The sequence below is a fragment of the Listeria immobilis genome (genome assembly GCF_014322845.1).
In the GTDB taxonomy this organism is placed as follows: domain Bacteria; phylum Bacillota; class Bacilli; order Lactobacillales; family Listeriaceae; genus Listeria; species Listeria immobilis.
On the sequence record NZ_JAASUA010000013.1, the window covers coordinates 1 to 14,671 of the forward strand.

17 protein-coding genes are annotated in these 14,671 nt (G+C 35.0%); 11 read left to right on the forward strand and 6 right to left on the reverse strand.

Annotation, left to right across the window (positions count from 1 at the left end; all coding sequences use genetic code 11):
- Window positions 1–1,310: MucBP domain-containing protein (locus tag HCJ45_RS13155; RefSeq protein WP_187125121.1), on the reverse strand; the 1,310-nt coding region annotated here is incomplete at its 3' end.
- Between the two features lie 287 nt (window positions 1,311–1,597).
- On the opposite strand from HCJ45_RS13155, the gene HCJ45_RS13160 reads away from it, so the two are divergent.
- The 3 genes from HCJ45_RS13160 to HCJ45_RS13170 are packed head-to-tail and all read left to right on the forward strand — an operon-like array spanning window position 1,598 to window position 3,545.
- Window positions 1,598–2,167 (forward strand): YdcF family protein, encoded by a 570-nt coding sequence (locus HCJ45_RS13160; RefSeq protein ID WP_187125122.1) that lies wholly within the window; start codon window positions 1,598–1,600, stop codon window positions 2,165–2,167.
- A gap of 44 nt (window positions 2,168–2,211) precedes the next feature.
- On the forward strand, window positions 2,212–3,108 hold the full coding sequence (locus tag HCJ45_RS13165) for a WYL domain-containing protein (protein ID WP_187125123.1): 897 nt from the start codon (window positions 2,212–2,214) through the stop codon (window positions 3,106–3,108).
- Window positions 3,109–3,161: 53 nt separating this feature from the next.
- The gene (locus tag HCJ45_RS13170) at window positions 3,162–3,545 is read left to right on the forward strand and encodes a GyrI-like domain-containing protein (protein ID WP_185345573.1); all 384 of its coding nucleotides are present in this window, start codon (window positions 3,162–3,164) and stop codon (window positions 3,543–3,545) included.
- 31 nt (window positions 3,546–3,576) lie between these two features.
- On the opposite strand, the gene HCJ45_RS13175 is transcribed toward HCJ45_RS13170, so the two are convergent.
- Entirely contained in the window at window positions 3,577–3,918 is a 342-nt protein-coding gene (locus HCJ45_RS13175) for a YxeA family protein (protein ID WP_187125124.1), read from the reverse strand.
- 122 nt (window positions 3,919–4,040) lie between these two features.
- Between HCJ45_RS13175 and HCJ45_RS13180 the strand changes: the two genes are divergently transcribed.
- Window positions 4,041–4,550, forward strand: a complete 510-nt coding sequence (locus tag HCJ45_RS13180) for a ClbS/DfsB family four-helix bundle protein (RefSeq protein ID WP_185345569.1) — start codon at window positions 4,041–4,043, stop codon at window positions 4,548–4,550.
- Between the two features lie 20 nt (window positions 4,551–4,570).
- Here HCJ45_RS13180 and HCJ45_RS13185 read toward each other — a convergent pair whose 3' ends face one another.
- The gene (locus tag HCJ45_RS13185) at window positions 4,571–4,981 is read right to left on the reverse strand and encodes a VOC family protein (protein WP_187125125.1); all 411 of its coding nucleotides are present in this window, start codon (window positions 4,979–4,981) and stop codon (window positions 4,571–4,573) included.
- Between the two features lie 266 nt (window positions 4,982–5,247).
- On the opposite strand from HCJ45_RS13185, the gene licT reads away from it, so the two are divergent.
- The gene (licT, locus tag HCJ45_RS13190) at window positions 5,248–6,102 is read left to right on the forward strand and encodes a BglG family transcription antiterminator LicT (protein ID WP_185345565.1); all 855 of its coding nucleotides are present in this window, start codon (window positions 5,248–5,250) and stop codon (window positions 6,100–6,102) included.
- Between the two features lie 60 nt (window positions 6,103–6,162).
- Here licT and HCJ45_RS13195 read toward each other — a convergent pair whose 3' ends face one another.
- Entirely contained in the window at window positions 6,163–6,471 is a 309-nt protein-coding gene (locus HCJ45_RS13195) for an SdpI family protein (RefSeq protein WP_187125126.1), read from the reverse strand.
- Window positions 6,472–6,595: 124 nt separating this feature from the next.
- On the opposite strand from HCJ45_RS13195, the gene gad reads away from it, so the two are divergent.
- The gene (gad, locus tag HCJ45_RS13200; protein WP_185345561.1) at window positions 6,596–7,999 is read left to right on the forward strand and encodes a glutamate decarboxylase; all 1,404 of its coding nucleotides are present in this window, start codon (window positions 6,596–6,598) and stop codon (window positions 7,997–7,999) included.
- 37 nt (window positions 8,000–8,036) lie between these two features.
- On the opposite strand, the gene HCJ45_RS13205 is transcribed toward gad, so the two are convergent.
- Both HCJ45_RS13205 and HCJ45_RS13210 read right to left on the reverse strand, forming a co-directional pair.
- Window positions 8,037–8,795, reverse strand: coding sequence for an alpha/beta hydrolase (locus tag HCJ45_RS13205; RefSeq protein ID WP_187125127.1), 759 nt, complete (start codon window positions 8,793–8,795; stop codon window positions 8,037–8,039).
- A 132-nt stretch (window positions 8,796–8,927) separates the two neighbouring features.
- Entirely contained in the window at window positions 8,928–9,092 is a 165-nt protein-coding gene (locus tag HCJ45_RS13210) for a hypothetical protein (RefSeq protein ID WP_185380700.1), read from the reverse strand.
- A gap of 154 nt (window positions 9,093–9,246) precedes the next feature.
- Here HCJ45_RS13210 and HCJ45_RS13215 point away from each other — a divergent pair, with 154 nt between their 5' ends.
- From HCJ45_RS13215 to rodA (HCJ45_RS13235), 5 genes are all read left to right on the forward strand, one after another.
- Complete coding sequence (locus HCJ45_RS13215; protein ID WP_187125128.1) at window positions 9,247–10,218, forward strand: ABC transporter substrate-binding protein; 972 nt, start codon at window positions 9,247–9,249, stop codon at window positions 10,216–10,218.
- Window positions 10,219–11,229 carry a FecCD family ABC transporter permease gene (locus HCJ45_RS13220; protein WP_185345548.1) on the forward strand — a complete coding sequence of 337 codons (1,011 nt, stop codon included), beginning with the start codon at window positions 10,219–10,221 and terminating at the stop codon, window positions 11,227–11,229. It abuts the gene before it with no gap.
- Window positions 11,226–12,017 carry an ABC transporter ATP-binding protein gene (locus HCJ45_RS13225; protein WP_185345545.1) on the forward strand — a complete coding sequence of 264 codons (792 nt, stop codon included), beginning with the start codon at window positions 11,226–11,228 and terminating at the stop codon, window positions 12,015–12,017. Before HCJ45_RS13220 ends, HCJ45_RS13225 begins: the two co-directional genes overlap by 4 nt.
- A gap of 143 nt (window positions 12,018–12,160) precedes the next feature.
- Window positions 12,161–13,330: a rod shape-determining protein RodA gene (gene rodA / locus HCJ45_RS13230; RefSeq protein WP_185345542.1), complete on the forward strand. Its 1,170-nt coding sequence runs from the start codon at window positions 12,161–12,163 to the stop codon at window positions 13,328–13,330.
- Between the two features lie 74 nt (window positions 13,331–13,404).
- Window positions 13,405–14,580, forward strand: a complete 1,176-nt coding sequence (gene rodA / locus HCJ45_RS13235) for a rod shape-determining protein RodA (RefSeq protein WP_187125129.1) — start codon at window positions 13,405–13,407, stop codon at window positions 14,578–14,580.
- The last annotated feature ends 91 nt before the right edge of the window (window positions 14,581–14,671 follow it).

Consider the following 14,671-nt stretch of genomic DNA (forward strand, 5'->3'; position numbering starts at 1 on the left):
GGAGTAGTTTTTAAAGTATAACCAGCAATAGTTTTTGGTGAAGAAGTATAATTATCGCCAATATTTCCAGTTAAAACGTCTTCTGTTGTAATGGCATTTCCGTCAGTGTCAACGTATTGAACAGTAACAGGTTCAGCGGCAACTGGGTCTTTCGTGTAAACATAAGTGACAGTTTGGGCTTGGTCTGAAAATAGTCCATTCGCATTAGCAGGAGTAGTTTTTAAAGTATAACCAGCAATAGTTTTTGGTGAAGAAGTATAATTATCATCCACATTTCCAGTTAAAACGTCTTCTACAGCAATGGCATTCCCATCAGTATCGACGTATTGAACAGTAATGTCGGCACCTTTTACAGGGGAAGTAACTATAATTGGGACTTTAACTTTTGCAAAAGGATTGGAGTTAGTGGAAAGACTACTTTTGATTGTAATATAGCCACTACCAGGATTTGTAGCTACCCCATCAACTAATACATCGCTCGAAGTACCATCATCATAGTAAACAAACTCATGTTGCGCAAAAAGTGCTTTATTAGATTTCAATCCTAAATTGGCTTTATCTGGTGTTAATAGATTAAAATCAGTGTTTAAGGGAACTTCTATTGCTTCACCTTTATAGACTAATTGATCTTGATGCTGCCTAAAATCTTCAGGAGGGAAGTTATAAAATTCTAACATGTTATTTTTATTATTAAAATCATCAAGATAATTTTGCGGGATATTAGAAACAAGTTGATTTTCACTTGTAGATATAATTAATTTTTTATCCGCATTGGCAGTCCAACTAGTAGTAAAAATAACACTAGGAAGCGAGATTAAATTTTGAAAACGAATATCTAAAGAAATTAAGTGAGAAGACATCGTTGTAATTTCTGCTGGAATCTCAGTGATATTTCCCGTATTTATATATAAATTTTTTAAAACTGGTAATTGTAAGGTTATCATGGGGAATTCTTGTAATTTATTTTGATTTAAATTTAGTGTCTCTAATTTCTTTAATTCGCCAATACTATCAGGAACTTCTGTGATAGTACCAGATCTAGCTTCTAAAGTAGTCAAATTTTTATAATCAGAAATTTGATTAGGTATGGAAGCACTGCCAAATACTAAAAGTTTTTGAATGCTTTCCAAATCAGCTAAAGTAATATCAGCGCGGTTTTTTCCTAGGGCTTTTTCCGTTGCTGTAATGAAAGGTTCATTTCCATCTAACTCTTCTTCTAACCAAGATGCTGCATAAACTTCTTGAGGATTAAAAGGAAGAATGGATATTAGCATTAGGAAAGATATAAGTAGTATAGATATTTTCTTCATTTTTATAGTTCGCTCCTATCAATTTTATTTTTAGTGGATGAAACTTATTTATCGTAACATGGGAAGATTAGCAACTAAATACCTGAAAAATTTAATTTATTTATGATATTCCTCATTTGTGAACATTTTTTGTCATTTGAATTCGTAAAATTAAGTTGAATATAAAGTGTTTTTATAGGAAATAGGATGCTTTTTTACACGAATTTCCAATAATTTGAGGTTATCTTTCTCTTTTATTTAAAAGTCATTGTTAAACTGAATAGAATAACATATAGGAGGAAGCGAAAATGGAGCATCTTAGAAAAATTTTAATTGTTTTAGTAATAATTGGTTTGTTATATATGTTTTTGGTTGCCATATGCATGTTTAGTGGAAGTCAGGCAAAACCAAATGAAAATGTGGACACAGTATTGATTTTGGGCGCGAAAATAAATGGGGATCCGGGTTATCCATCTCCAGTTTTGCAAGAAAGGTTGGATACTGCTGTTAATTATTTAAATGAATATCCGAAATCCAAGGTGATAGTCAGCGGCGGTCAAGGTGCAGATGAATCTGATACAGAAGCCGCTGTAATGAAGGAATATTTAATAAATAAAGGTATCTCAAAATCACGAATTGATATGGAAACAAAATCTAAACGAACAGAAGAAAATATTAGTTATAGTAAGGAAAAATTCCAACTGGGAAAAACGGTCATTATCACGAGTGATTATCATATGTACCGGGCACTTATGCTTGCGAAACGCCAAAATATCGATGTAACTGGACTTCCAGCAAAATCAGAGACAGGTGCAAAATACAAAGGAATGATGCGAGAAGTGTTATCCATTACTTATGCCTGGGTTTTTGATTGGTAAAAAGGCATGCTATAATTAGGCTAAAAATGCGGGAGGTTGTATCGGTGAAATTAGAGCGGATTTTAGCAATACTAATATTAATATTAGAGCGAAAAGTAGTTGCAAGTGAGCTAGCTGAAAAGTTTGAGGTTAGTGTGCGAACTATTTATCGTGATATGGATACACTTCTTTATGCAGGATTTCCAGTCGTTGCGTTACCTGGGAAAAATGGCGGATTTACAATGCTAGATTCTTATAAATTATCAACATTTACTTTTTCTGAACTAGAAAAGCAAATTTTATTAGAAGCGCTTCAAGCTCGTTCTGGATATATTTTGAATGAAAGTCAGGAAATTTTACAAGAGAAAATTGCCTTATTACAAACAGAAAAGCCAACTAGCAATCATCTTTTCTTTGACTCTGCAACACAGCATCGGCAGCAAATTGAGGCAGAAGTGAAACGAAAAATAGCACATATCCAAAAAGCTTTTACAACAAACAAACAGTTAGAAATTACCTATATTGCGATGAATGGGACGGAAACGAAACGACGAATTTCTCCACAAAAGCTAAATTTAATGGATGGCAGTTGGTATTTAGAAGCATACTGTCATAAAAGAGCAGCAACTCGGAGTTTTAAATTAACAAGAATTATTACGTTAAAGCAGCTTAATAGTGATATAGAAGTATTAAACAAAATAGAGTCAGATGTTCATACAACAAGTAAAGTTATATTAGAATTTCCTAAAAATCAACTGGGTAAATTGCTAGATTATTTTTTATTAGAAGAAATGAATATTCAATCTGATCTTGTTCGTGTTCAGTTTGAATATGATAAAAGTAAAAATATGATTCCTTTTTTACTGATGTTTACTAGTTCTGTAAAAGTTATCGAACCAGAATCGTTAAAAGTAGCATATAAAAAAGAAGTGGAAAAACTTTATTTTAATTTGAATAGTTGACATTATGTTGTCAGGGTTTGTTTGCTATTATCTAGTTAAAGAGGTGATAAATAATGAACTTGCCAGAAAACAAAATAATTTATGGGAAGAAAATTCGGACTAATAATGCTGATTTTGCTCCAATTGCAAGGCTTTGGGGTGAGGTGATGGTAGAGCAACCAGCAGGAGATATTTTTGCAGTGTATAGTAATTATGCTAGTGACTATATGGGTGATTACGATTTGCTTGTAGGAACCACTGATTGGGAACAAGAAATAACTTCTATTATTGAAGCAGGAGAGTATCTTGTTTTTCCAGTAGATACAACTAATCCAAAAGGGGTAGAACAGGCATGGCGAGAAATTTGGAGCCGTGATAGTGAGTTGGCTAGAACTTATAATACTGATTTTGAATGGTATCATAAAAATGGTAAGATTGAAGTGTATATTGCAATTTAAAATCCCCACGGAAAACCGAGGGGACTAGTTATTAATGGAGTTTTTTAGCAGCTTTTTGAGGGATTTGTTTAAGCGTTACTTCTTCAAATGTAGTGACTCCCTTTAATTTTTTATAATAGACTCTTAAGTAGGCATCTTTACGTAAGTTTTTATCTGCTGTGAAACTCATTTTTTCTTCGTGGCCATCTTTATCATATCCGGGCAGTGTGTAAGAATAAGCAAAGCCTTTTTGCCCATTATTTTCACCATCCTTAGTGATTTTTACATAATATTGCTCGGCTACTGCTGTTTTATCGTAGCAATAGTAAAAAACAGTTATGCCAATGCCTCCAAGTATGAGTAAACTAATTATACCTATAAATATTTTCTTCATCGAATCATCCTTTTCTAAGTTCTTACGTTTATTTTATAGGTAAAAATAGTGAAAATCCTGCTTATAAAGTAACAAAAATAGTAAAAAAACTTACATAATTGTTGGGGAGGAGTAAGATTATTATGGCGAGACCGACGAATAAAGGGGAATTAATAAAGTTAAGTGCGGAAAATTACAAAAAGCTAAATGATTTAATTGATGCCATTCCAGTAGAAAAACAAATGCAACCATTTCCGTTTGAAGATAGGGACAAGAACATTCGAGATGTCATTATACATTTACATGAATGGCACAAGATGATGCTTGAGTGGTACAAAGTTGGGATGTCAGGTGGAAAACCAATCACTCCAGCAGAAGGTTATACGTGGAAAACCACACCTGAACTAAATAGGGCTATTTGGGAAAAGTACCAAACGACCTCTTTAGCAGAAGCACGGAAATTACTAGATGAAACGCATAAAATAGAAATGGATATAATTGAAGGACATTCAAATGAAGAATTATTTACAAAAAAATACTTTAAATGGACAAGTACTACTTCGCTAGGTGCCTATTTTATATCTAGTACATCTAGTCATTACGATTGGGCTATTAAAAAAATCAAGAAATTTAAAAAAGCTGCTGGAATTTAATTGATTCCAGCAGCTTTGTTTTATTCAAATGCGTCTTCATTGAAATAGAGAATTTCCCATAGGTGTTTGTCCAAATCGAGAAAACTTTTACTATACATATATTCATATTCTTGAGGTTCAGCAGCTGTCTCTGCGCCGAGGCTTAGAGCTAAATCTACTAATTCATCAACAGCTTCACGGCTTTCGAGTGTGATTGTAATGAGAACTTCGCGTACTTTAGTTGTATCTGCGAGTGCATTTTTATGGAAAGTCTGGAAGAAATCTTCTTTCAGTAACATGGCATAAATATTTTTCCCAATGATCATTTGAGTAGCATTTTCATCAGTAAATTTAGGATTAAACTCATAACCAAGTTTTGTGAAAAAAGCGATGGATGCTTGTAAATCTTTTACAGGCAAGTTAACAAAAATTTGTTCCGAGCGTGTAACCATAATTTATCACCTCCAGCCAAAAATAGCACGATATAAATTATATGTCAATGAATAAAATGGAGTAAAATAGGGAAGATAAAAAGTAATGCTAAATTGAATATCAAAAAACTACTTGTAATCGGTTTCTTTTTGTACTATAATGTTAGAGAAATGTATAGGATTGTTACTGCCAAGGCAGGCAAAACCTAAACTAATTCAAGTGCTATTTTGATTTCGATAGCATTGGAATTAGTTTGGGTTTTTTCTTTTGAGAGAGGTGAAGATGCATGATTATTAAAAAAATCCTAAATAACAATGTTGTAATCGCCGAGGGTAAAAATGGCAAGGAGTCTGTAGCGATGGGGCGCGGTCTTGCTTTTCAAAAGAAAGTTGGAGATGAAGTAGACGCATCCAAGATTGAAAAGACATTCATTATGGAAACGCACGAACTATCGGAAAAGCTGTCAGAATTGCTAAGTGAAATCCCGCTAAAACATTTGCGCGTGGCGGATGATGTTGTCCAGTATGCGCAAGAAACATTGGAAACAGATTTAAGTGATAATATTTATTTAACGTTAACAGATCATATTAATTTTGCAGTATCCCGCTATAATCAAGGTATTAATTTGAAAAACGCACTATTATGGGAAATAAAACGATTTTATCACGCAGAGTACTTAGTCGGCATGAAGGCGTTAGAGTTTATTGAAAAAGAAATCGGAATTAAGCTAGATGAAGATGAAGCAGGTTTTATTGCACTTCATATTGTGAACGCTAGACAAGATGGGCAACAAATGCATATGACTGTTGCGATGACACAAATAGTTCAAGACATTCTAAGTATTGTTACATATCATTATGGTATGGTTTTAGATGAAACGTCGCTGAATTATACTCGTTTTATTACACATCTACAGTATTTTGCACAACGGTTACTACGAAAAGAGATTGTTGACTCTGGGGATGATTTTTTATACGAACAAGTACAAATGAAATATCCCGAAGCATTTGATTGTACGAAAAAAATTGATGCATATTTAATTAATACGCATCATACTGAGTTAACTAGAGATGAACAAGTCTATCTCACCATCCATATTTATCGAGTAACAGAGCGCAACACGATAACAAAAGAAGATTAATTTTTTTTGATAAGGTATGTAATGGATTACAGAAAAGCACTGCCAATTGGTTGTGCTTTTTTATTTTAGCTTTTTTTCTACTAAAATAATCGAAAGTAAAACGGCAAAAATACTTGTAGCTAGTAATATAGAGCTGCGCACAAATGCATACATTGGAATAAACGCGAGGATAAGTGAAAAAACAAGTAATAAACATCCCGTTAATATCCAGTAAAAGCCGAGTAAGCGATGCGCTTTTTGCCAATTGGTTTCGTTCTTAAGGGATGCTTTTGTACGATAACTAAAACGGCTATCTCTATTTTGTGGTAGATGAACGCGGTAAATAATGCCAAGAATAATAAGTAATATGGGAAAAATTAAATCAAACATAATAACCTCCTCTTGGATATCTTTGTAGTATAACAAAAATTTGTGAAAAATTGAACGGTTTGGGTATAATATTTAATGGGTATTGGTCAAATGATACAGTTAGATTATTGAAGGAGGAAAAAAGATGCTTTATAGCGAAAACGACAAACGAAAACATGAAAGTTATCGAATTCCACTCTTTGGTTCCGAGGAAGAAAGTACTAGCATTCCAAAATATGTCTTAAGAAAAGAGCCAATGGAACCAAGAATTGCTTATCAACTCGTAAAAGATCAATTGCTAGATGAGGGCAATGCTAGGCAAAATTTAGCTACTTTTTGCCAAACATATATGGAAGAAGAAGCACAGTTGCTTATGGCGGAAACGCTGGAAAAAAATGCTATTGATAAGTCGGAATATCCGCAAACAGCAGAACTTGAGAACCGCTGTGTGAATATTTTAGCTGATTTATGGAATGCTCCTAAAGAAATGTCTTACTTAGGGACGTCTACTGTTGGATCATCGGAGGCGTGCATGCTCGGTGGTTTGGCGATGAAATTTAGATGGCGCAAAGAAGCTGAGAAACGAGGACTAGATATTCAAGCAAAGCGTCCGAATTTAATTATTTCTTCAGGCTATCAAGTTTGTTGGGAAAAATTTTGCGTATATTGGGATATTGATATGCGTGTTGTACCAATGGATAAAGAACATTTAAGTCTTGATGTAGATCGTGTATTTGAATTGGTAGATGATTATACGATTGGCGTAGTTGGGATTCTAGGCATTACTTATACTGGTAAATTTGATGATATTGCACTTTTAGATGAAAAAGTGGAGGAGTACAATAAGGTCAATGAACATCAATTAGTAATTCATGTGGATGGCGCAAGTGGTGCAATGTTTACTCCTTTTGTAAATCCAGAGTTACCATGGGATTTTCGATTAAAAAATGTCGTTTCGATAAATACATCTGGTCATAAATATGGCTTAGTATATCCTGGCGTTGGTTGGATATTATGGAAAGATAAGGAATATTTACCAAAAGAATTGATTTTCGAAGTAAGCTATTTAGGCGGATCCATGCCAACAATGGCAATTAATTTTTCCAGAAGTGCTAGTCAGATTATTGGACAATATTATAACTTTTTACGGTTTGGTTATGATGGTTATCGTGAAATTCACGAAAAAACGAAAAAAACAGCAAGCTATCTTGCCAAAGCGGTAGAAAAAAGTGGTTACTTTGAGTTAATTAATGATGGCTCTAATTTGCCAATTGTTTGTTATAAAATAAAAGAGGGACTTGATGTAGAATGGACTCTCTATGATTTGGCAGATCAACTTTTGATGAAGGGGTGGCAAGTTCCGGCGTATCCACTTCCAGCTGACTTGAGTGATACAATTATTCAGCGTTTTGTTTGTCGCGCGGATTTAGGGTATAATGTTGCGGAAGAATTTGCAGCGGATTTTCACGAGGCATTGCATAACCTAGAAAAAGCTAGAGTACTTTATCATGATAAAGGACGAAATGATTCATATGGTTTTACGCACTAAAAAAATGAAGACTTGGTTTTTTCCAAGTCTTTTTTCTTTATAAAGGCAACCAATCGATAATTTCTTTGATACTTTTATCCCAGAAATCCCAGTCGTGTTCACCTGGACCTTCTCGATATTCAAGTGGTGCATTTTTGGATAGAGCGAAATCACGAAAGCGAATATTATCTTGATAAAGGAAATCTTCTGTCCCGCAATTTTGAAATAAAAGTGGCAGTTGGACTTGATTGATTAGATTTTTCTCTAATAAATAAAATAAATCATTTTCAGTGCCTGTTTGACTGGTCATTTCTCCTGTAATCGCTCTAGTACTAAAGTTATCAAAGCAGTCTTCTTTAATAATGTAGTTAATATCCATGACGCCTGACATACTTGCGGCAGCTTGGAATCTTTCAGGAAAAGTGAGTGCGACCTTGAATGCCCCGTAACCACCCATTGAATGCCCCGCGATAAATGTATCTTCTTTATTTTTCGAGAGAGGAAACCAGTTTTGCATTACTTGCGGAAGTTCCTTACTAACAAATTCAAAATAATTACGGCCATGTACCATGTTAGAGTAAAAACTATGATCAGCTGCCGGCATAACAACGGCAAGTCCTTTTTCGGTCGCATAACGTTCAATATTAGTATTTCGAGTATAAGTAGTATGATTGTTTGATAACCCATGAAGAATATATAAAGTTTTATATTTAGGAATGGAACGATGATAAAGTGCCTCTGTTTCAGGTAAAATCACTGTTACGCTAGTTTGCATAGCCAAGCATTCCGATTTGAAATTTAGTTCTAAAATAGCCAATGTAGGGGCCTCCTAACGTGTCTTTTTTTCTAGTATACATGATTTTTTAAGCAAATAAAATAAATATAACTTATCATATGAGTTAACTCGGGATTAATAACTAAAAGAGGAACCTGCGCAAACAGGCTCCTGTTATTTTTTGTTACTAGGCTTCTTTTTATCAACTATTCTTAAAATCTCATCAAGCTTTCGATTCTTTTCTAAGATAGCAGCTTCTTTAAATTGTTCTGTTGTGACTGGGGGCATCGTTTCTTTGCAATTTTCATGCGCTAGATTTGGAAAAAGATTATCAGTCATTTTCATCGCCTCCTTATGTTAATTATAAAGTATAATAAGAATAATATCGACTAATTGCTTATAAATGAAAATAATTCTCATTTAGGGTCCCGACTTTTTGAATATCGTGGTATAATTTAGTAAAATGAAAGGGATAGTGTTGTGGAGGGGAATTATGAAGAAATTAACTATAGTTGTTTTAAGCATTGCGACCGCATTAGTACTCGCTTCATGCGGAAATGATACTACAAATGGCTCGGAAAATGAAACGGTAGCGAAAGAAAAACAGACTCAGGCGGCACTAGAACTTACAGATATGTCGGGTCGTGAAGTTTCTTTTGAAAAAAATCCAGAAAGAATTATCGCGCTGACAAATGCGGATATGAATATTATAGATGCACTTGGTGGAACTGTGGTTGGTCGCCAAACAACAGACGCAAGTGGTGTTCCAGAGGGGGCGAAGGATGCGACAGAAGTTGGGAATACGCATGACTTGAATTTAGAAAAAATTGCTTCTCTAGGTGCGGATACCATTGTTGCAAGCTCTGAGCAGAATTTGAAAGATGTACCAGCAATGGAAGGCGTTGGTCCAAAAGTAGTTTTAACAGGAGCAAATTCGATTGATGAAATTAAAAAACAAACAGCCGTACTCGGAAAACTTTTGGGCAAAGAAGAAAAGGCTAAAGAATTACAAACTGACATCGATAATAAAGTGACAAAAATAAAAGAGCAACAAAAAGCAAAAAAAGTCCGTTCGTTACTAGTTTTAGGGGCACCAGGAAGTAATTATGCTGCCTTACCATCTTCTTTAAGTGGTGATATACTAGAAATAGCTGGTGGAGAAAATGTAGCTAAAGATTTTAAAGGTGTGGAAAATTTTCCACAATATGCTTCTATAAATGTTGAAAAAATTGTAGCCGCTGATCCAGAAGTGATTTTCTTAATGATTCATGGTGGAGATGAGAAAGAAACAGAGGCTGCATTTAAAAAAGAAATGAAACAAAATGAAGCTTGGAATTCTACAAGTGCTGTAAAAAATGATCATATTGTTGTTCTTCCAGCAGAGCTTTTTGGGACGAATCCGGGAATAAAGATTGATGAAGCATTAGATTATATGGCAAACGAAATAAATAAGGTGGATAACTAGATGACAACTGTAAAAGCGCATGATCCGCGGCGCAAACGTAGACGGATAACTTTTGTGGTAGTAATTATTTTACTCATATTGACTTTTTTTTACGGACTTACCACGGGATCAGTGAAAGTTACATACAGTGATGCTTGGCAAGCGTTGACGGGTGGAGGTAACGACCTCGCTAACCAACTGATTTGGAATTTACGCTTACCAAGATTATTAATTGCTTTCTTAGTAGGGGCTGCACTTGCGATTGCTGGGTGCTTGCTACAAGGTGTGATGCGAAATCCGTTAGCTGACCCTGGAGTGATTGGGGTCTCAGCCGGTGGTGGTTTTGTCGCTATTGTGATGACACTTGTCTTTCCAACGATGGCTGCTTTTGTTCCACTAGGGGCGTTTATAGGTGCATTTGGGACAGCGATTTTAATTTATTTATTAGCGTGGGACCGAGGCGTTTCCCCACTTCGAGTTATTTTGTCAGGGGTTGCGATTAATGCTTTTATTGGCGCAATGACTTCGGGTGTAATGGTACTTTATAGTAACCGGGTTCAAAGCGTTATTTCTTGGATGACAGGAACACTTTCAGGGAAAAGTTGGTATCACTTAGACTTAATTTGGCCCTATATGTTAATTGGTTTTATTTTAAGTGGTTTTGCGATTCGTTCTTCTAATGTGTTGCTTCTTGGTGATGATGCGGCAAAATTACTTGGATTTTCAGTAGAGCGACACCGATTTTTCATAATTATGTTGGCAGCTTTTCTAAGCGGAATTGCGGTGAGTGTTGCAGGTTTGATTGGTTTTGTTGGTCTTGTTGTACCACATATTTTCCGATTAATTATTGGGAACGATTATAAATATTTGCTTCCACTTTCTGCACTGGGTGGTGCTTTGTTAGTTGGTTTTGCAGATACGGCAGCGAGAAGTTGGTTTGGTTCGATTGAGCTTCCAGTGGGGATTTTACTGGCGATGATTGGTGCCCCGTTCTTCTTATTCTTACTTCAACGTGGGAGGGTTGCTTCATGAAATCAGCGTTAGAATTAAAAAATATTTCCTTCTCGCGCAAAAGAGATTTTCAAATGTCGAATATAAATGTAACTATTCCAGAAGGTAAAATTACGACGCTTATTGGGCCAAATGGTTCCGGTAAATCAACTATGTTACGCTTAATGATGCGATTGTTGACACCAGATAGTGGCGAAATTTTGTTGGGGAATAAAAACATGACGGATATATCGGCTAAAGAACTTGCGAAAAAGATGACTATGCTGGCACAGGCTCCAGAAGGTTTAGTAGACGTGATTGTTCATGATTTAGTTGCGTATGGTCGTTTGCCATATCGAAGCTGGATATCGACCTTACAAGAAGAGGACGAGGAAGTTATTCAGTGGGCAATAAAAGTGTGTAATCTTGAAAGTTTGGCATATAGACCGCTCCATTCATTGTCTGGTGGTGAACGGCAACGGGCTTGGCTTGCGATGGCATTAGCTCAAAAAACACCCATTTTATTACTAGATGAACCAACGACCTATCTTGACATCGCACATCAATTAGAACTTTTAGATTTACTAGTTCATTTAAATAAAACGTATAATTTAACGATAGTGTTAGTGTTGCATGATTTAAATCAAGCGGCAATATATAGTGATTATGTTTTTGTTTGCGAAAATGGTCAATTAGTAAAAAATGGAACCCCAAAAGAAGTGTTCACAGTAGATTTACTTCGGAATGTTTTCCATATTACCGCAGATATTACTGAAAAAGACGGTAAGCAACACATTTATCCGCTTGCTTCAACGAGGTTTGAATATTAAAGAAAACAGAAAGAAGATTAGAATTTAGTGAAAAAGCTTCCTATCCTTGATAAACTTTATTATAATAGATGAAGGCTGTTGCTCTTTTTAAGAATAGCGGCTTTTTTCTATTTGAAAATCTAAATGTAAAAGGACGGAATAAAATGGCTAGGAATAGAAAAAAGGCAGTTCGAGTAGATTATGCAATTATTTTCTTAATGATGTTACTTTGCATTATTGGGCTTGTGGCGATATATGTTGCTGGACTTGTGAATGATCAGTATACAAATAATTTCTTGCTACAGCAGTCTATTTGGATTGTTATTTCTACAGGAGTAGTCGTGGTTATCGTACTTTTTTTTGATTATGATAAACTTCAGTGGGCAGCGTATTATTTATATGGTTTAGGGAATTTGCTACTGATTCTTGTATTAATAGTTGGTGACGAACGAAAAGGTTCCAAAAGTTGGATTAGTATTGGCTCGTTAGGAAGTTTGCAGCCGTCAGAGTTAATGAAAAGTTTTTTAATTCTCGCCCTTGCAAAGGTAATTTGGGATCATAATAAAAAATATCAGCTGCATACGGTAAAATTGGATATTCAATTGCTTCTAAAAGTAGGAGTTATTTCAATTATTCCGCTAGGTCTAGTTGCGCTTCAACCAGACCTGGGGACAATTTTAGTATTTATTGCAATTATTATCGGTATGGTATTTATTAGTGGTGTCACATGGAAAATTTTAGTCCCTTTATTTAGTTTTATTACAGTAATAGGTGCAACTTTAATTTATTTAGTTTTATATAATCAGGCAATTTTACAAAAATTAGGATTTGAACCATATCAATTTAAACGAATTACTTCTTGGTTACGTCCAGAAGAAGATCCACTCGGTGACGGAATGCAGCTTCTTCGGTCAATGCAGGCGATTGGTTCTGGTCAGCTACAAGGCAACGGAATAGGTAATCAAGCTATTGCAATTCCAGAAAACCATAATGATTTTATTTTTTCGATTATTGGTGGAAACTTTGGTTTTGTTGGTGGCTGTCTATTAATTATGTTATACTTTTTACTGATTTACCAAATAATTCGAGTAGCACTAGATATTAATATTCCGTTTTATTCTTATATTTGTACGGGTGTTTGTTCGATGATTTTATTTCATGTTTTAGAAAATATCGGAATGACCATTGGTTTACTGCCAATTACCGGTATTCCACTACTTTTTGTCAGTTATGGGGGAAGCTCTCTTCTGGGCGCATTTATGGCACTTGGACTCGTGTTATCAGCGAGGTACAACGCTCCAGAAGTTAACTTAGGAAAAGGAAATCAAGTTTGATTTTCTTTTTTAACTGTTTGGGAGAAAGTGTTACTTAAGTTTATACAAACCAACCAGTAAGGAGTAATTTAACAATGAATCAACAAAATAAATTAGCTGGACGTATTGATTATGGGATTGTTTTATCCATGATGTTACTAATGATAATCAGTTTAGTGTCCATTTACAGCGCGCAATTAACAAATGACCAATATGATGCAAACTTTGTTGTAAAACAAGGAATGTGGTTTGTCGTTTCGACATTTGCAATTATTGTCGTTATGCAATTAGATTATGACCGACTAATGAAATGGGCCTATTATTTTTATGGGCTTGGTCTTTTTATGCTTGTTTTTGTTTTGCTTTTCGGTAAAGAAGTAAAAGGCGCAAAAAGTTGGATTGTTATTCCGTTTTTAGGAAATATCCAGCCATCTGAGGTTGTAAAAGTTATTTTAATTATCGTCTTAGCAAAAGTGATTTGGGATCATAATCGAGCATATAAAATTCATCGCCTTAGCTATGATACATGGTTGTTAGTCAAGATTGGTCTATTTACGCTCTTTCCATTGATTTTAATTATGTTGCAACCAGACTTGGGTACTGCCTTGGTGTTTATTGCTATTATGTCTGGAATGATACTTATTTCTGGGATTAGTTGGAAAATTATTGTTCCGCTGTTTGGATCCATTGCTGCGATTGGGACAGCGCTGATTTGGATGGTTATTTATCATCAAAATTGGTTAACAAGTCTTGGATTTAAACCTTATCAATTTGAACGGATTACTACTTGGATTAATCCGGAGAATGATCCTCAAGGTGGCGGATATCAGGTGCTTCGTGCGCTGACCGCAATTGGTTCTGGACAAATTTCTGGAAATGGGCCAGGATATGATGCCATTGCCATTCCAGAAAACCACAATGACTTTATCTTTACGATTGTAGCCGGCGATTATGGCTTTATTGGAGCGAGTATTCTGCTTGCAATTTATTTCTTATTAATTTATCAAATCATTCGTGTGGCATTAGATATTGGTATTCCTTTTTATTCTTATATTTGCACAGGTGTAGTTATGATGTTAATGTTCCATGTGCTTGAAAACGTTGGAATGAACATTGGCTTACTACCAATAACAGGGATTCCATTACCATTTATTAGTTATGGTGGTAGTGCGCTGCTTGGAAACATGATGGCGGTCGGACTAGTGCTAGGAATAAGGTTTAATTATAAAAAGTCGATGTTTGAAGTAAAAGAAGAAAATCATGTCTCCTAAAACTTAAATACAAAAGTCGAATCAGGCTTTTGTATTTTTTAAAACTCGAAATGTATCCGCTTTCAAAAGGACTATTTTTTTCTAAGTGTTG